Here is a 17,145-nt window from a genome sequence, read left to right as displayed (position 1 = left end):
CAAGCGAGATAGGGTTAATTACAGACGTCGTGTGCGAAGTGACCCACACGACGACATAGTAAAAGTTTGCCCTTATTGGTTTAGCGATGAGACTAATAAGCTAATGACTTTTTGAATTTCTTGGGTATTTAATTCACCATCTTTGAAAAACAACACTTTTCCTTGATTATCCAATACGATGATCGCCGAGCTTTCTGGTTTCAAGCCCCATGCGTTCTTTACTGTCCCCTCACTATCAACAATAAATTGTGAGTAAGGAAACTCTTTTTTGCTATCTTCAACGCTATTTTTAACAAAGACACCAGTACCAAAAATTGCATCATCGGTATTAATGATTGTCGTTGTCTGATAGGTATCATGAGGGAATTTGGCTTGCTTGATAGCTTCAACTAAGGGGGCATTGAGCTCTTTTGCTGAAGAGCGGCCTGCAATGTGCTGTATAGTACGCACCTTCCCAACGAGTTGTTGGCTTTTCCACGGTTGATACTCCAACTTCCCTTCATTATTCATCACAAGCTCACCTTTATCGGTGACGGAAATAGCAGAAACAGATTGGTTTAATTGAATATTTGCTGCAGAAGCTACTGCTGATACCCCAAGCAAACATATTAAAAGTAAATAATTTCTTATCATAAAAGCCCCTTGATTGATGATGTTGCCATGTGAGCCTAGTGGTTTGTCTGATGAAGACTATTTATAGCATAGCTCATCGGATGAGTTTCAAGAGGTAATTTAACATTTTTTTAAAATTTAGAATAAAAGCAAAGTTTATGGGGTTTTAACAGTTAATTTACAGTGTCATGTTATGTCAGCAAATTGAATAAAACTGCAATTTTAGAACCAAAGTAAAAATTTCTGGTCTATGATTATTGTACGGTATGAGTTATTGAATATCGTAAGAACAAAGGGGAGGCAAAGTTCTAATGAAAATTTTTAACCGTTATAACCCATCGAAGATTGCTCTTTACGTCAAAACGCTATTCCGTGGCAGGCTCTATATTAAGGATTTTGGGGCATTTGAGTTTAATTATGGGAAAATTCTACCACCTAAAATCAGTGATAAGCGCCATTACAATGTGATGAGTGAGGTCAATAAACAGGTTTCATTATTGCAGGCGGAACTGGGTTAGGTTAATCAAGAAGGTTTTGGTTAACAACGCGCCACATGGGTGGCGCATTGAAAGAAACGGCTTCGCTATCAAGCACTAATGTTCAGTATCTTTTGTTTGTTGTTTTGCGTCAGCCGTTTCAATAGTATTTTTTCCGGGCTGTACAACCACAGGTGATGGCACCGTAGTAAGGCGAGTTACGAGTAGTTGGTCAATTTTGTAATTATCGATATCGACGACTTCAAATTTATAACCCGCATATTTCACATAATCTGTCCGCTTCGGCATTCTTCTTAACCGGTACATCATAAACCCTGCGATGGTTTCATAGTTGCTAAAGTCAGGGAAATCATCAATATCCAAAATGCGCATCACATCTTCGATTGGTGTTCCACCTTCAACTAACCAAGAATTCTCATCACGGACCACGATTTGCTCTTCTTGCCCTGGACCAATTAAATCACCCATTAAAGTGATCATTACATCATTGATGGTAATGATACCCATGACCAATGCATATTCGTTGAGAATAACAGCAAAATCGACCGCATTTGCTTTAAAGGCTTCTAAGGTATCTGATAGTGATAAGGTGTCAGGGATCATTAGCGTATTTCTAATGTGAGCACCTTCTTTTAAGCTTAAACTTTGCCCATTGAGTACACGATTAAGTAATTCTTTTGAATCAACATAGCCGATAACATGGTCAATATCCCCCGCACAGACCAAGAACTTAGAATGTGGCTGGGTTGATATTTTATGTTTGATACTTTCTTCTGACTCGTTTTTGTCAAAATAGATGATACTTTCACGCGGGGTCATAGCCGATGGTACAGTACGTGATTCTAGTTCAAAGACATTCTCAATTAATTCATGTTCTTGCTTACGTAACACACCCGCGACAGCACCCGCTTCAACAACCGCAAAAATATCATCAGAAGTGATGTCTTCATTACGTGATGTAGGTAATTTGAATAATTTAAAAATTAGGTTAGCGAGACCATTAAAAAACCAAACGAATGGGCCCAGTATCACTAAGCAGAAGCGCATCGGATTCACGATACGAATAGCAATGGCTTCAGGTTTTACCATACCGATACGTTTTGGCGTTAAATCAGCCACTAAAATAAACAAGCTCGTGACAATGGTGAACGATAGGATGGATGAAACTTGTTGGGCCCAGCTTGGGGATAAAAACTGAATAAAGATATCGTACAAAGCAGGAGAAAACGCAGATTCCCCGACAATACCTGCAAGGATAGCAACGGCATTTAAACCAATTTGAACGACGGTAAAGAACATTCCCGGCATTTCTTGTAATTTAAGCACGCGAGCCGCGTTAATGTTGCCCTCATCGGCCATGAGCTTAAGTTTAATACGGCGGGAAGCTGCCAGAGAAATTTCTGACAAAGAAAAGAATGCGCTGATTGCACATAATAATAGAACGATTAATAAACTGTTGAGCATAAGTTATCCAGCCAATCAAAGGGAGAATCCATTAAATTCAAAGATCTCTGAAGGCATAGTCTCGTGTATTTTAATATATTGAGTATGCAAATATATGTTGCGCAATATGCGCAAATTGTTGATATGTTGCATGAGTATAGCACTGAGGTGATTTATCTGCCTAGATATTCATCATCATTCAAACTGCCTTAAGTAATATAGATAGACAGCCTGAACGATTTGTAAAGTGAATTTACAGCACTAACCTATTGATTTAGCTTTTTAATGAAGGTGGTAAACAAACACCAATTCCTCCTAATCCACAATATCCATTTGGATTTTTGTATAAATACTGCTGGTGGTAATCTTCTGCGAAATAGAAAGTGTCTAATGGGGCTATTTCGGTTGTGATTGCACGAGGGTCATGTTGTGCTTTCATTGCCTCTTGGTAAGCTTGCAGTGTCTCCATCGCTTGTTGGTCTTGTTCATCAGACACAGTATAAATGGCAGAACGATATTGACTCCCCATATCATTCCCTTGGCGCATACCTTGTGCGGGGTCATGGTTTTCCCAAAATAAAGCTAATAATTGGGTGTAACTGATAATTTGCGGGTCAAAAACAACACGAACCGCTTCTGCGTGGCCAGTTCGCTCTGAGCAAACTTCTTCGTAGGTAGGGTTAGGGGTCACACCACCACAATACCCTACAGATGTTGAATAAACACCAGCTTGCTGCCAAAATAGTCGTTCGACTCCCCAAAAACAGCCCATGGCAAAATAAGCAACTTTCATATTCTTAGGAATAATCTCAATCGAATGATGGTTAAGTGCATGATATGGTGAGTAGGTCATAGCAGTTGCTCTGCCGGGCAGAGGTTGTGCAATACTTGCAGAGTGAAATTTATTAAAAGGCATAATGATTCCTATATATATTGACCGTACAAATAATCTAAAAATGGGGATGAAAACTTGTGTCTATGGCGAATTTTACTCAAAATAAATTGATATGAAGTATTTAGTCAATCGAACAATCACCTTAGGAGTAGGCGTGTCGAAATACCCTCTAATTTGTTTTCTCTGCCTAACTGCGGCAGTGCCAGTGGCACACGCAGCTAATCTTCGTCTTAATATTGAAGGCCTTGAAGGACAACTTAATCAAAACGTTCGTGTACAGCTATCTAATATATCGCAAGATGAAGTTGTGCCAAACGGCCGTTTTCGAGCCCGTGTTGAGAAAGCAATTAAAGAAGGTTTAAAGCCTTTAGGCTATTACCAACCCACGGTTGAGTTTAGCTATGAAGAAAAAACCCCGCCTGCTCGGTCCGTTTTAACCGCCAAGGTCACTCCTGGGGAACCTATTTTATTAAAAGGGGTGAATGTTGAGTTACAAGGTGGAGCAAAAACGGATCCAGCCTATGAAAAGATGCTCAAACAATATACGCCAAAGCTTGATACTGTTCAAAATGATGGCGAATACGAAGAATTCAAAGGGCGCTTTAACAGCTTAGCGGTTCGTAAAGGTTATTTTGATGCGATGATGGAGAAAAGCCAATTGGGTATTTCTCTTGATCACCATGCGGCATATTGGGATTTTGATTTTAACAGTGGTGAACGCTATCGGTTTGGTGCCATTTCTTATTCAGGCTCACAAATTCGTGAAGATTACCTGAACAACCTTGCGCCTTTCAAAAAAGGGGAATACTACACATCAGAGCAACTCGCTGAATTTAATCGTCGGTTAGCAGAAACAGGTTGGTTCACTTCTGCGATTGTGACGCCTCGCATCGTGAGTGCTCGAAAAGAAAACTCCTATGAATTGCCGATGGAAGCGGTGATGACGCCTAGAGCCAAAAATTTTATTGAGCTTGGTGGGGGGTATGCAACAGATGTAGGTCCTCGCGTTAAAGCGACATGGAATAAGCCGTGGATCAACTCCCGTGGGCAGAGTTTAACGTCAAATATTAGTTTATCCCAACCAGAACAATTAATTGATGCGAGCTATAAAATTCCATTAAAAGCGAACCCGCTTGAGCAATATTATGCGGTTCAAGGGGGCTTTAAACGGACAGATTTAAATGATACCCAAGCGAATACAACAACCTTGAATGTGTCTCGTAATTGGGATTATTCATCCGGTTGGCAGTATGGTGTAAACATGCGTTGGATGCTGAGTAACTTTACCCAAGCCAACGTGACGAATACGACCATGTTGCTATATCCCGGGGCCTATGTGAGCCGCATTCGCCAACGCGGCGGTGTGATGCCAACATGGGGTGATAGCCAACGTTATTCTATTGATTATTCGAATAAAATATGGGGTTCAGATATCGACTTCGCTGTACTACAAGCCAAAAATGTATGGATCAGAACGCCATGGGAAGGTCATCGCTTTGTTGTTCGTGGAAATATCGGTTGGATTGAAACCAATGACTTCGACAAAGTTCCACCGGACTTGCGTTTCTTTGCGGGTGGTGACGGCAGCGTGCGTGGATATGGCTATCAAAAGATCTCGCCAGAAGATAGTAAAGGTAAACTAACAGGGGCATCAAAATTGGCGGTAGGCTCTGTGGAATACCAATATAACTTTACAGGGAATTGGTGGGGAGCAACCTTTATTGATAGTGGTGAAGCCGTTGATAATTTTAAAGATAATGATTTTAAAACGGGTGCGGGAATTGGTATCCGCTGGGTCTCACCGGTTGGGCCGATAAAATTAGACTTAGCAAAACCTATCGGTGATCCAGATAACAACAAAATACAGTTTTATATCGGCTTGGGGACTGAGTTATGAGGTGGTTGAAGTGGCTAAAATGGACCAGTCTTTCCATTTTATTAATTCTTGTTCTGGTTGTTGCCGCACTCAGTTGGGTGATTGGAACCCAGTCTGGTCTTCACTTTGCATTAAATACAGCGACACGCTTTGTTCCTGAATTAACCATTGATAAAATTGACGGGGATATTAGTAACTTAACGCTAAGCGGCGTTAAATACCAAATGCCAGGGGTTGATGTTAACGCAGGGAAATTAAATTTAGCGGTACGTTTAGGTTGTTTAACCAGTCGTGAACTCTGTGTCGACAACTTAGGCACGGAAAATGTCACTGTTACTGTCGATACTACCCAATTTCCCCCTGCTGAAGAAACGCCACCATCTGAACCTTTGACCGAACTCAAGGCACCTTTGACTATTCGTTTGAATCAATTGGCTTTGGTTTCAACGCACGTCAATGTGGATGGCATGGACATCGATTTAGCCAAATTTACCACAGGGATCACGTGGGAAGGAAAAGCGATCACTATCATTCCAACCGATATCATGGATTTGGCAATTAATTTACCTGAAACCAAATCAGATGCCGTCGTTGAAGAGAAACAGCCAGAGCCAACGCCGGTTAATGAACAAAAATCATTAGCGGACGAATTAAAAGCGCTATTTTCTAAACCGTTACTCGCTGAATTACCAGAAGTTATTTTACCTGTTGATTTAAATGTTGATGGCATTAATGCTTCGAATTTTCAATTAACGGGAGCGACTGAACTTAAAATTAACCAATTACACTTGAGCCTTTCGAATGAAGGGCAACAAGTTTTAGTTAAACAGTTAAAAGTCGATGCACCGCAGGGGAATATTGCGTTATCTGGCACAGCAACATTGCAAGATAAATGGCCAGTCTCATTGTCGGTCGTGGGGGAAAGCCGTTTAGAGGATTTAGATGGGCAAAAAATAGACCTCTCCTTAAAAGGCGGTTTGGTTGATGAGCTAAAATTGGCATTGAACTTACACGGGCCAATTAATGCGAAATTAGATGCAGAAACGGATTTGTCACAAGCAGACCTACCTATTTTGCTTACATTAGAAAGTGATAAGTTAACGTGGCCGTTAGTGGGGGAGGCGCAATATCAACTCGATGGGACTCGTCTGCGCCTAAATGGCCGGCCATCGGCTTATGATATGTCTGTACGTTCAGCGATCACTGGGCAGGATCTCCCTCCCTCTACCTTGCTATTAGATGCGAAAGGTAATGAAGAGCAAATTAATTTAACTCGCTTACGTTTAGCCGCTTTACAGGGTAATGCAGATATTACAGGTGTAGCGGACTGGAGTAAGGCGATTAGTTGGAATGCGGTATTGACCTTGTCGGGTATTAATACGGCTAAACAGTACCCTGAATGGCCTGCTAAAGTGGATGGCAAGATTGCCACTCGTGGAAGTTTATACGGTGGTAGCTGGCAGTTAGATATCCCTGAAATTATTTTGGATGGTAATGTCAAAAATAATCTCTTGAAAGCGCGCGGCAAAGCCAAAGGTAACGCAGCAGGCCAATGGGATATTCCAAACTTTAATTTGGCACTGGGTAAAAATAATGTCGATATAAAAGGCTCCCTTGCTGATAAATGGAACCTTGATGCCAAAATTAATGCCCCTGAACTGAATGGTTTGCTGCCTGGCTTAGGTGGCGTGATTGCCGGTGATATGAAATTACGGGGTAATTTAGAGACGCCAGAAGCGCTTGTTGACCTCACTGCACGCGGCGTGAAGTGGCAGGATGACCTCGCTATCGAAAATGTTGTTATCAAAGGAAATGTGGCAACAGGCGAACAAATTAAAGGGAACCTATCTGTTGTTTTGCGTCAGTTAAAACAAGGTGACCTTGTCGTCAGTAACCTGACTTTAGATGCGAAAGGCAGTGAAAAACAGCATACGTTAAAATTGAATATGAAGGGTGAGCCAGTTTCGGGTCAATTAGCATTAGCAGGCAGTTTTGACCGGCAGACTGAAGTGTGGAAAGGGAATTTAACCAACACCTTATTTGATACGGTGGTGGGTGAATGGCGCTTAAACCAAGCGATGTCACTCGATTATGCCAACCAAACACAAGAAGTGACCATTGGCAGACATTGTTGGGTTAACCCGAATGCCCGTTTGTGTGTACCAAAACCGATTAAAGCCGGTAAAAGTGGTAGCGCGGATATCGTGCTAGAACGTTTTGATCTCGCCATGATCAAACCATTTATGCCACAAGATACTCGAGTCAGTGGCGTATTTACGGGTAAAGCTAATGCCATTTGGAAAGCAGATGGTAGCATGCCACAAGTGAAGCTGGACTTGCGAGGAAATGATGTCAAAGCGGTTCAGTTTGTGGATGGTACTCGTTTACCTATTGCTTTTGATACCTTAACGTTAAGTGCGGGCTTAAAAAATGGCAAGGCAGACCTTAACTGGCTGTTTGGGCTAACGAATAATGGGCAAATGCGCGGCAATATCCAAGTGTCTGATATTGAGAAACGTCGTTTGTTGTCGGGTAATGTTGAAATTAATTCGGTTACATTAGATTTAATCAAGCCGTTGCTAAGCCAGAAAGAGGTGGCGAATGGTAGCTTAAATGCGAATTTACGTTTAAGTGGGTCAGCAAATAACCCATTATTAAATGGTAATTTAGCGCTATCGAGTTTAGAAGTGAGATCGGCAATGATCCCGTTTGATATCAAAAGTGGTCATTTAGGCATTAATTTCAACGGCACAAGCTCAGTAATGAATGGTCAGATAAACACGCCAGAGGGCTATCTGAACATTGATGGTGATGCGGACTGGCGAAATATTGATGCATGGCGCGCAAAAGTCATGGCGAGAGGTAATAACCTCCGCGTTTCTTTACCGCCGATGATCCAAATTGATGTTCAACCGGATATTGTATTTGATGCATCACCTTCGGTACTCACGTTAAAGGGTACCGTCAATATTCCATGGGCTCGAATTACTGTTCAAGAACTCCCTGAGTCGGCGGTAAGCGCGTCTTCAGATGTGGTGATGTTAGATAGCAATTTACAGCCAATTGAGGAAAAAGCGCCATCCATTCCTATTCAGACCAATTTGGATATTAAAATTGGCAACGATGTGCAATTAGACGCATTTGGCTTAAAAGCACGCCTAACCGGTTTATTGAAAGTGGTTCAGAATATCCATGGCTTGCACATTAATGGTCAAGTAGATATTCCGGCTGGCCGTTTCCGTGCTTATGGGCAAGATTTGATTGTCCGTAAAGGCCAAATTCAGTTCTCGGGCCCTGCAGACCAACCATTCTTAAACTTAGAAGCGATTCGTAACCCAGACAATACCGCAGATAACGTGATTGCCGGGGTGAAGGTCACAGGCCTTGCGGATAAACCAAAAGTAGAGATATTCTCTGAACCGGCGAAAACACAGCAAGAAGCGCTGTCTTACTTATTAAGAGGAGAGGGCTTAGACAGTGGGGACGCAAATGGTTCACAAATGACATCTATGTTAATAGGCTTAGGTGTAGCACAAAGTGGGCAACTCGTGGGTAAAATTGGTGAGACATTTGGAGTCTCTGATTTAGCCGTCGATACCCAAGGTGTGGGGGATGGTTCTCAAGTCGTTGTAAGCGGTAAGATCACTAATGATTTACAAGTGAAGTATGGAGTTGGTATCTTTGACTCATTGGCGACGTTAACTTTACGTTATCGGTTGATGCCAAAACTGTATTTAGAAGCTGTGTCTGGTGTTAATCAGGCATTGGATCTCCTTTACCAATTTGAGTTTTAGATTATGCGTGTAATTGTTTATGGCAGCTTAAGACAAAAGCAAGGAAATCATCACTGGATGACTTATGCTCAGCTACTCGGTGAACATAAGCTAGAAGGCTATGAACTGTATGATCTTGGATATTATCCAGCAGTTGTCAAAGGGGATGGGGCGATAGAGTGCGAAGTGTATCGAATCAACCCGTCCATTTTGACAGAGTTAGATGAGTTAAAGAAAAATTCTCAAGACTATGTGAGGGAGCTCATCCCAACGCCGTATGGCAACGCTTGGATTTATCTATATAAACATTCCGTTGATGGTCTACGCCAAATAAAGAGTGGCGACTGGTTGAAACGTGATGAAGAAGTATAACGGTTTAAGACTCGCTATCGAGTTGTAAAATATAAAACGCCAGCAATAATAGCTGGCGTTTTTACTTTATGGCCTAATCAACCTATTAGAGCCCATAAAAAAGCACTGATATTAACCAGTGCTTTCATTATGCCCTTAAAGGGTGATTATTTTTTTGCAGCGCGTTCGAAAGATTCGATGATCTCTGCTTTTGCAGATGCTGCATCTTCCCAACCGTCAACTTTAACCCATTTACCTTTTTCTAAATCTTTGTAATGTTCAAAGAAATGAGTAATTTGAGCACGCAGTAATTCTGGCAGGTCGTTCACATCTTTGATGTGATCGTATTCTTTGCTTAATTTAGTGTGCGGAACAGCCACTAATTTTGCATCTTCACCAGACTCGTCAGTCATTTTTAGGACGCCAACAGGGCGGCAACGGATGACTGAGCCTGGTTGTAATGGGTATGGAGTTGGAACTAATACATCAACTGGGTCGCCATCTAAAGACAGGGTGTTGTTGATGTAACCATAGTTGCATGGATAGAACATCGCGGTTGACATGAAACGGTCTACAAACAGCGCACCAGAGTCTTTATCAACTTCATATTTGATAGGATCTGCGTTCGCTGGGATCTCGATGATAACATAGATATCTTCTGGCAGATCTTTACCTGCCGGTACATTGTTCAGGCCCATTTAAATGTATCCTTTGTGTGAATAATGAATTTACTCATTTTAATGTGTTACCGTTTTTAGGCAAATTAAATAATAGAGTAGATAGCGTGAGGGACATTATAGCCGTAAAAGGGGGCAAAACTCACTAGTTGGTGAAAAAAAGGAACAAAAAAGGCGGGAAGCCCCGCCTTATAATTAATGAATTAGATTATTCCGTGTCAGGGAATTCACGCATAAATGATTCTGCTTTTTCTACCATCGACTCTGTTCCGACAAAGAACGGCGCACGTTGGTGTAATTCGCTAGGTATGATATCTAAAATGCGGTTTGCTCCATCACTGGCTTTACCACCGGCTTGCTCTGCTAAAAATGCAATTGGGTTACATTCGTACAGAAGGCGCAGTTTTCCATTGGGATGGCTTGCCGTACTTGGGTAAATATAAATTCCCCCTTTGAGCAAGTTACGATGGAAGTCTGCAACCAAAGAACCGATATAACGTGTGGTATACGGGCGATTTGTTGCTTTATCTTCTTCTTGGCAATATTTAATGTACTTTTTAACACCCATCGGGAACTTGATATAGTTGCCTTCATTGATGGAGTACATTTTTCCTTCTGATGGGAACATCACTTTTTCATGAGACAAGCAGAACACGCCCAATGATGGGTCGTAAGTAAACGCGTGTACACCAACACCCGTGGTGTAAACTAACATCGTTGATGAACCGTAAACCACGTAGCCCGCAGCCACTTGGCGGTTACCAGGTTGCAGGAAATCCGCTTCTGTAACCGGTTGGCCAATCGGTGTAATACGATGGTAAATGGAGAAAATTGTTCCAACGGAAACGTTTACATCGATGTTCGAAGAACCATCAAGTGGGTCCATTAAAACAACATATTTTGCGTTTTCTGCGCGGTCTCCTTCGAAAATGACAATTTCGTCTTCTTCTTCAGAGGCGATACCGGCGACTTCTCCGCGTGCTTTTAAAGCCGCTTTTAGTTTTTCGTTTGCATACAGGTCAAGCTTCATCTGAACTTCACCTTGAATATTCGAAACACCGTTAGTGCCAAGAATATCGACAAGTCCAGCTTTATTAATATCACGATGGATAATTTTAGCGCCCAGTTTGATAGCTGATAATAAAGAAGTCAGCTCACCTGTTGCATGAGGAAAATCTTGTTGCTTTTCGACGATGAATTCGCCTAATGTTTTCATGACGAAGGTCCTGAATAAAATTGACAGAGGTTTTGCGGGGCATTTACCCTCGCGCGGGAAGAGTTTAACTAAATAAAAAAAAGATTAATAGGTTAATGCATTTATAAACCTGTTTTTGATGGGTAGAATAGTGACCAACCTCATGCTAATTGGATGAAAAAGAATGCACATACATATTTTAGGTATATGCGGCACCTTTATGGGAAGCTTAGCAATATTGGCTCGTTCTTTAGGACATAAAGTGACGGGTTCGGATGCCAATGTGTATCCACCGATGAGCACATTACTTGAAAATCAAGGGATTGAACTCATTCAGGGGTATGATCCGGCTCAACTTGACCCAATACCGGATATGGTCGTGATTGGTAATGCAATGACGCGTGGTAACCCTTGTGTCGAAGCTGTTCTAGAAAGAGGCTTACCGTATACATCTGGCCCACAGTGGCTTCATGACCACGTGTTACCTGAACGTTGGGTACTAGCTGTGGCGGGGACCCATGGTAAAACGACTACTGCAGGAATGCTTGCATGGATCTTAGAAGACTGTGGTTACAAGCCTGGCTTTCTAATTGGCGGTGTTCCAGGGAATTTTGATGTCTCCGCTAAGATTGGTGAAAGCCCGTTTTTTGTTATTGAAGCGGATGAGTATGACTGTGCATTCTTTGATAAGCGTTCTAAATTTGTGCATTACAGCCCGAAAACCTTGGTATTGAACAACCTTGAATTCGACCATGCGGATATTTTTGAAAACCTCGAAGCGATTCAAAAACAGTTCCATCATCTTGTACGTATTGTGCCAGCCAGCGGCAAAATTTTCACACCTGACAACGACAATCATTTAAAACAAGTGATTGGAATGGGTTGCTGGAGTGAGCAAGAGCTGGTGGGTGGGGAGCACGGCGGATGGCAAGCAGAGAAACTCAGCCACGACGGCAGCCACTTTGCTGTGTACTACCAGCAGGAAAAAGTTGGAGAAGTCACTTGGTCACAAGTGGGTAACCACAACATCCAAAATGCATTGATGGCGATTGCAGCGGCTCACCATGTGGGCGTTCCAGTAAAAGAAGCTTGCCTCGCTTTGAATAGTTTTATCAATGCACGCCGTCGCCTTGAACTACGAGGTGTTGAAAATGCTGTCAGTGTTTACGATGACTTCGCGCATCACCCAACTGCTATTTTGGCAACGTTAGAAGCACTTCGCAGCAAAGTTGGCGGAACTTCACGTATTCTTGCGGTACTCGAACCTCGCTCGAATACGATGAAAATGGGTATCAATAAAAATGATATTGCACCTGCGCTTGGCCGTGCAGATGAAGTGTTTCTTTTCCAACCCGCCAATATTCCTTGGATGGTGACAGACATCGCTGAAAAATGTGTTCAACCAGCTCGTTGGAGCGCAGATATTGAGGCATTCACCAATATGATTATTGAAACCGCACAACCGGGCGATCATATTTTGGTGATGAGCAATGGTGGCTTTAGCGGCATTCATGGCAAATTGCTCGCAGCTTTGAAAGCAAAGGCAGAAACAGAACAAGATGATTAAGCTTTATTAGCGATATACTCGATTACCCAGTGATCCTTATGATTGCTGGGTTTTTTTATGTTTGGCGTACTTAATGAGTGTGGTTCTGTGATGAAACTTAATGTTATTGGGCTATTCATCTCTTTTTTTAAACTTCCCATATAACAATCTAGTGAATCAGTGAAAAGGTGGAACAAGCAGCCAACCGCAATCGCTTTGAGTTTCCATGATGGCATGAATAATAATACGACATAGACAACCGCAGCCCAAAAGGAATGGAGTGGGTGGAAACCAATGCCACAGCGCTCTGGGTCGAAAATTGGGTCAGCTAGCAGATGATCTAAATCGATAGCCATCGTAGCAATCATTATCAGGGCCGCTAGTTTCCAATTTTTTCGCCAAAATAGGTAACCAAAGGCAATTGGCATTAGGAAGTGAAAACCGTAGTGTATGATGTTACGGAAAATATCAAATAGCAAAATGATGTCTCAAAATAGAATAGAAACAGACAAAAACAATAAGAGGGAAATCAATTTCCCTCTTAAGCTAATGTATATCAATAGATTAAAGCTCTTGTTCAAATAACGCTAAAATCGCTTCATATAATTCTTTTGTGGTGAAATTGTTGGCGGGTGTTGAGAAGATAGTATCATCACCAGCAATACTACCTAAAATTCCTTCTGCTTTACCTAATGAATCTAACAAACGTGCAATAAGCTGTGCAGCACCAGGACTCGTTCTGATCACGACAACAGAAGGGTTATAGTCTATATCCAAAACCAAGTTTTTGAGTGGACTGGTAGCGGTAGGGACACCAGGCTCTGTAGGTAGGCAATATACCATTTCCATTTTTGCATTACGGGTGCGAACAGCACCAAATTTGGTAAGCATTCTGGAAATTTTTGATTGGTTAATATTTTCGAAGCCTTCTTCTTGCAAAGCTGTGACGATCTCAGCTTGCGAGCTAAATTTTTCTTCTTTAAGTAGGGCTTTAAAAGCCTTAACCAAGTCTTCTTGTTTAGACGGAGTGCGCATAATTAACCCATTCTTTTGCATTGAATTAAGTTGTATTATCCGTAAAAGTGCATTTTTATGCAACAAAATTGCGTTATGATGATTTTGTAACCAGCGAATAACTTAAGGTTAAGTCGTCTCATTTTGGATTGGTAGTTAAAAGTATTAAGTTATCGTAAATTGCGAAAATGAAAAATTAGCATAATAGAACAATGAATTTTCCAGATGTCTACTGTAAATTTATTGTTAATAAAAATATTTTTGATTGAATAATATACACTAAAAACAACTTATTGTGCGAAATGCAACACCCAGAAAAACTATTTGTTAAAAAAGTGCCCGTTATCTCATTAACAGATAAGGAATTTGTTTAGAATACTGGCAATTAATAAACAAGTTCTCTTGCGTTAAACTCTCTCTCTATCTGTTAACAAATTGTTTTTTATACGTAATGTGTTAAGTGTATAACAAATAAAGTGATATCTTTTTAAAGTACAAATTAAGGAGTTTCAGAATGAAAGTTGCAGTCCTAGGTGCAGCAGGTGGTATCGGTCAGGCTCTCGCCCTTCTTCTCAAAAACCAGCTCCCAGCAGGTTCAGAACTCTCCCTCTACGACATCGCACCAGTCACTCCAGGTGTTGCTGCTGACTTAAGCCATATCCCAACTGATGTTAAAGTGACAGGCTTTGCCGGCGAAGATGCAAAACCTGCATTGAAAGGTGCTGACATTGTTCTTATTTCTGCGGGTGTCGCACGTAAACCAGGCATGGATCGTTCTGACTTATTTAACATCAATGCGGGTATCGTCCGTAATCTGATCCAACAAATTGCTGAAACCTGTCCTAAAGCATTGATCGGTATTATCACTAACCCAGTGAATACCACCGTTGCTATCGCTGCGGAAGTCCTGAAAAAAGCAGGCGTATACGATAAAAACCGTTTATTCGGTGTGACGACATTAGATATCATTCGTTCTAATACATTTGTTGCTGAGCTAAAAGGCAAAAATGTTAATGATATCGAAGTGCCTGTAATTGGTGGCCACTCTGGTGTGACTATCCTGCCACTGTTATCTCAAATTGAAGGTGTTAGCTTCACTGATGAAGAAGTTGCAGCGTTAACTAAACGCATTCAAAATGCAGGTACAGAAGTCGTTGAAGCGAAAGCGGGTGGTGGGTCTGCAACTTTATCGATGGGCCAAGCTGCTGCACGTTTAGGCTTATCGTTAATTCGTGGTCTCCAAGGTGAAAGCAATGTGGTTGAATGTGTTTACACTGAAGGTGATGGTGAATATGCTCGCTTCTTTGCACAACCAGTCGTTTTAGGCAGAAACGGTATCGAAAAACATTTACCAATTGGTAAATTAAGTGCATTTGAAGAAAAAGCGCTGAAAGACATGCTAGATGTATTAAAAGCAGATATCGAATTAGGTGAAAAATTCATTAATGGCTAATGCCAATTAACGCTTTTTCTAAATTGTGAAGGGTTGAGTTTCGTTCGGAACTCAACCTTTTTTATTTGGTTGTTATCAAAAGATAAAGCCGTGAATACATTGATTGATTTTTCACGGCCTTATCGCTATATCCCATGCAGTTTCTAATCTTCCACTGGTGCTTTAACTCTGACTTTTCTTTCTAATAAATCCCCCGTAATTGGGTCGTAATAACGACTTGGCCAAATTTCAGCAGGGTGAATGGCTAAGAAATTTGCAATGATCCATTCCCCTTTAGGCCAAGGGCGTGATAGTGCATTAGCTAACGTTGAAGAGCTTAGTCCAGCCTCACGTGAAATTGCAGCAAGTGTTGTTCCACGTTTACGTAAAGCAGCAATGATATCTGCAGGGTGCCAGTCCGATTTCCGTAAAATCATTTTTTAGTCCTTTTTTCACTTAGAATCATGTAGAGTTAATGGTACGAGTAACAGAAAATTATGGTACATTCAGTACATCCGTTTCGTTATTGGAAATAAAATAACAGAAATTTCCCAAAATAATTTCTGATTTTTTCTTAAAAATTCATTTTATGAAACTGTCGTGGTTTTTATGAAATTAAATGGAAAGTCAGAATGAATAACTGTGAGTTAGGATAAATCTTTGTTATTAAAACTAACTCTTTCTAGTTAGGGATAGGAATAACATATTTAATGCTACTTTTTACTTGAACTCATAATATATCTAGATTAATTAATAAAATTAGTTAAATTATTAGAGAGTAAATTATTTAATTGTCTGTTATTAAAAGAAATTAGAATTCTAATAACAAATATAATTTGTATATTATTATTTATATGTATAAACAAAACGAATAGGTTAATGGGGTTTTGAGAAAATAGAGATAGTTTTCAACAACTGAAAATCAAATTGTCATCATGACTAGGAGGGTCAGCATGTACAAGGAATGGCTAACGGCAAAAGAGTTGGTTGGGTTACAAGGGCTTCCCATGACAACCCAAGGTATTAATGCTATGGCAAGGCGTGAAAACTGGGTCAACCGTAAAAGAAGAGGTATTCAAGGTAAAGCGCTGGAATACCATATAAGTTCTTTACCTATCGATATTTTTGAAAGTCAGTTTGCTAACGAAACCTCACCACCTTATCAAGCAAAACGAAATGATAATGCCTTTATTTGGCAAGAGGCTTATAACCAGCTTTCCAGCCAAGAACGAGACATTATCCTGACATTTATTATGCGCGAAGGGGCATTAGCGCTAATAAATTTAATTAATAATAAATAATTTACAATTACTTAAGGTGTAAATAATTAATATATAAAAATAATATTATATTGAATTTAAAAAACGGTTTAACAGATGACATTTTAGTAGGCTGAAAAGCAGGTTTCATAATATAAGTGTGAATTGAAAAATGAAAAAATTGTGGTTCACTGCCAAAGAATTAGCTGGGTTAGAAGGACTCCCGACATCTCCTCAGGGAATTAACCTAATGGCAAGACGAGAAGGTTGGAAAAACCGCCGTAAAAGAGGGGTACAGGGTAAAGCCGTTGAGTATTATTTTGAAAGCTTACCGGGAGAAATCCAAGGGCAGCTTAGCTTACATGAGCCTTCGGTAATTTACCAAAGCCAAAGAACAGATGCATTGCAAATTTGGTCGGAAGCGTATTATCAACTGACAGAGTCCGAGCGCAATAAAATAGTCAAATATATCCTGCGTTATGGCTTATCGTCACTACTTGCTCAAATCGATGAAGAAGACAAAGGGGAAAAATAACGTTTCCCCTTTTCTTGATCTACTTTGTCTTTTCTAGTGA

Annotated in this window: 16 protein-coding genes; 8 read left to right on the top strand and 8 right to left on the bottom strand. The window is 40.8% G+C overall.

Annotated elements, in window-relative coordinates:
• Window positions 1–72 precede the first annotated feature (72 nt).
• Entirely contained in the window at window positions 73–633 is a 561-nt protein-coding gene (locus tag M0M83_RS18895) for a YtfJ family protein (RefSeq protein WP_248467184.1), read from the bottom strand.
• Between the two features lie 290 nt (window positions 634–923).
• Between M0M83_RS18895 and M0M83_RS18890 the strand changes: the two genes are divergently transcribed.
• Window positions 924–1,130, top strand: a complete 207-nt coding sequence (locus tag M0M83_RS18890; protein ID WP_004905964.1) for a DUF1107 domain-containing protein — start codon at window positions 924–926, stop codon at window positions 1,128–1,130.
• Window positions 1,131–1,205: 75 nt separating this feature from the next.
• Here M0M83_RS18890 and M0M83_RS18885 read toward each other — a convergent pair whose 3' ends face one another.
• Window positions 1,206–2,573, bottom strand: a complete 1,368-nt coding sequence (locus M0M83_RS18885; protein ID WP_125890689.1) for a hemolysin family protein — start codon at window positions 2,571–2,573, stop codon at window positions 1,206–1,208.
• A gap of 253 nt (window positions 2,574–2,826) precedes the next feature.
• Complete coding sequence (gene msrA / locus M0M83_RS18880) at window positions 2,827–3,468, bottom strand: peptide-methionine (S)-S-oxide reductase MsrA (protein ID WP_248467183.1); 642 nt, start codon at window positions 3,466–3,468, stop codon at window positions 2,827–2,829.
• A gap of 133 nt (window positions 3,469–3,601) precedes the next feature.
• Here msrA and tamA point away from each other — a divergent pair, with 133 nt between their 5' ends.
• Genes tamA through M0M83_RS18865 form a run of 3 tightly spaced genes read left to right on the top strand, consistent with a single transcriptional unit; the run spans window position 3,602 to window position 9,468 of the window.
• Window positions 3,602–5,344: an autotransporter assembly complex protein TamA gene (gene tamA / locus M0M83_RS18875; RefSeq protein WP_213913375.1), complete on the top strand. Its 1,743-nt coding sequence runs from the start codon at window positions 3,602–3,604 to the stop codon at window positions 5,342–5,344.
• Complete coding sequence (tamB, locus tag M0M83_RS18870; RefSeq protein ID WP_248467182.1) at window positions 5,341–9,117, top strand: autotransporter assembly complex protein TamB; 3,777 nt, start codon at window positions 5,341–5,343, stop codon at window positions 9,115–9,117. Before tamA ends, tamB begins: the two co-directional genes overlap by 4 nt.
• Before the next feature lie 3 nt (window positions 9,118–9,120).
• Window positions 9,121–9,468, top strand: coding sequence for a gamma-glutamylcyclotransferase family protein (locus tag M0M83_RS18865; RefSeq protein ID WP_004907442.1), 348 nt, complete (start codon window positions 9,121–9,123; stop codon window positions 9,466–9,468).
• Between the two features lie 146 nt (window positions 9,469–9,614).
• Here the strand turns inward: M0M83_RS18865 and ppa are convergent, their stop codons facing one another.
• Together ppa and fbp are read right to left on the bottom strand one after the other, a co-directional pair.
• On the bottom strand, window positions 9,615–10,145 hold the full coding sequence (gene ppa, locus M0M83_RS18860) for an inorganic diphosphatase (RefSeq protein WP_102138224.1): 531 nt from the start codon (window positions 10,143–10,145) through the stop codon (window positions 9,615–9,617).
• 187 nt (window positions 10,146–10,332) lie between these two features.
• Window positions 10,333–11,340, bottom strand: a complete 1,008-nt coding sequence (fbp, locus tag M0M83_RS18855) for a class 1 fructose-bisphosphatase (protein WP_004905947.1) — start codon at window positions 11,338–11,340, stop codon at window positions 10,333–10,335.
• 163 nt (window positions 11,341–11,503) lie between these two features.
• Between fbp and mpl the strand changes: the two genes are divergently transcribed.
• Window positions 11,504–12,886: a UDP-N-acetylmuramate:L-alanyl-gamma-D-glutamyl-meso-diaminopimelate ligase gene (mpl, locus tag M0M83_RS18850; protein ID WP_248467180.1), complete on the top strand. Its 1,383-nt coding sequence runs from the start codon at window positions 11,504–11,506 to the stop codon at window positions 12,884–12,886.
• On the opposite strand, the gene M0M83_RS18845 is transcribed toward mpl, so the two are convergent.
• A complete protein-coding gene (locus M0M83_RS18845; protein WP_248467178.1) occupies window positions 12,883–13,344 on the bottom strand; it encodes a DUF6122 family protein in 462 nt (153 codons plus the stop codon). The genes mpl and M0M83_RS18845 overlap by 4 nt on opposite strands.
• A gap of 85 nt (window positions 13,345–13,429) precedes the next feature.
• Window positions 13,430–13,900, bottom strand: coding sequence for a transcriptional regulator ArgR (gene argR / locus M0M83_RS18840; RefSeq protein WP_004907450.1), 471 nt, complete (start codon window positions 13,898–13,900; stop codon window positions 13,430–13,432).
• Window positions 13,901–14,393: 493 nt separating this feature from the next.
• Here argR and mdh point away from each other — a divergent pair, with 493 nt between their 5' ends.
• Window positions 14,394–15,332, top strand: coding sequence for a malate dehydrogenase (mdh, locus tag M0M83_RS18835; RefSeq protein WP_125890684.1), 939 nt, complete (start codon window positions 14,394–14,396; stop codon window positions 15,330–15,332).
• Window positions 15,333–15,475: 143 nt separating this feature from the next.
• Here the strand turns inward: mdh and M0M83_RS18830 are convergent, their stop codons facing one another.
• Entirely contained in the window at window positions 15,476–15,748 is a 273-nt protein-coding gene (locus tag M0M83_RS18830) for a helix-turn-helix domain-containing protein (protein WP_115168092.1), read from the bottom strand.
• Window positions 15,749–16,264: 516 nt separating this feature from the next.
• On the opposite strand from M0M83_RS18830, the gene M0M83_RS18825 reads away from it, so the two are divergent.
• Complete coding sequence (locus M0M83_RS18825) at window positions 16,265–16,612, top strand: DNA-binding protein (RefSeq protein WP_125890683.1); 348 nt, start codon at window positions 16,265–16,267, stop codon at window positions 16,610–16,612.
• Between the two features lie 130 nt (window positions 16,613–16,742).
• Window positions 16,743–17,105: a DNA-binding protein gene (locus tag M0M83_RS18820; protein WP_125890682.1), complete on the top strand. Its 363-nt coding sequence runs from the start codon at window positions 16,743–16,745 to the stop codon at window positions 17,103–17,105.
• Window positions 17,106–17,145 lie beyond the last annotated feature (40 nt).

It is taken from the genome of Providencia rettgeri, assembly GCF_023205015.1.
GTDB classification, from domain to species: Bacteria; Pseudomonadota; Gammaproteobacteria; order Enterobacterales; family Enterobacteriaceae; genus Providencia; species Providencia rettgeri_E.
The sequence above is the reverse complement of the archived record's forward strand: the minus strand, read 5'-3'. Positions and strand labels throughout refer to the sequence as shown.

What these genes read in the sequence shown, in the direction of transcription:
- fbp (WP_004905947.1), bottom strand. Translation starts at nt 11,340, where the DNA reads ATGAAAACATTAGGCGAATTCATCGTCGAAAAGCAACAAGATTTTCCT.
- M0M83_RS18830 (WP_115168092.1), bottom strand. Translation starts at nt 15,748, where the DNA reads ATGATTTTACGGAAATCGGACTGGCACCCTGCAGATATCATTGCTGCT.
- mdh (WP_125890684.1), top strand. Translation starts at nt 14,394, where the DNA reads ATGAAAGTTGCAGTCCTAGGTGCAGCAGGTGGTATCGGTCAGGCTCTC.
- M0M83_RS18865 (WP_004907442.1), top strand. Translation starts at nt 9,121, where the DNA reads ATGCGTGTAATTGTTTATGGCAGCTTAAGACAAAAGCAAGGAAATCAT.
- mpl (WP_248467180.1), top strand. Translation starts at nt 11,504, where the DNA reads ATGCACATACATATTTTAGGTATATGCGGCACCTTTATGGGAAGCTTA.
- ppa (WP_102138224.1), bottom strand. Translation starts at nt 10,145, where the DNA reads ATGGGCCTGAACAATGTACCGGCAGGTAAAGATCTGCCAGAAGATATC.
- M0M83_RS18890 (WP_004905964.1), top strand. Translation starts at nt 924, where the DNA reads ATGAAAATTTTTAACCGTTATAACCCATCGAAGATTGCTCTTTACGTC.
- M0M83_RS18885 (WP_125890689.1), bottom strand. Translation starts at nt 2,573, where the DNA reads ATGCTCAACAGTTTATTAATCGTTCTATTATTATGTGCAATCAGCGCA.
- M0M83_RS18895 (WP_248467184.1), bottom strand. Translation starts at nt 633, where the DNA reads ATGATAAGAAATTATTTACTTTTAATATGTTTGCTTGGGGTATCAGCA.
- M0M83_RS18820 (WP_125890682.1), top strand. Translation starts at nt 16,743, where the DNA reads ATGAAAAAATTGTGGTTCACTGCCAAAGAATTAGCTGGGTTAGAAGGA.
- M0M83_RS18825 (WP_125890683.1), top strand. Translation starts at nt 16,265, where the DNA reads ATGTACAAGGAATGGCTAACGGCAAAAGAGTTGGTTGGGTTACAAGGG.
- tamB (WP_248467182.1), top strand. Translation starts at nt 5,341, where the DNA reads ATGAGGTGGTTGAAGTGGCTAAAATGGACCAGTCTTTCCATTTTATTA.
- argR (WP_004907450.1), bottom strand. Translation starts at nt 13,900, where the DNA reads ATGCGCACTCCGTCTAAACAAGAAGACTTGGTTAAGGCTTTTAAAGCC.
- msrA (WP_248467183.1), bottom strand. Translation starts at nt 3,468, where the DNA reads ATGCCTTTTAATAAATTTCACTCTGCAAGTATTGCACAACCTCTGCCC.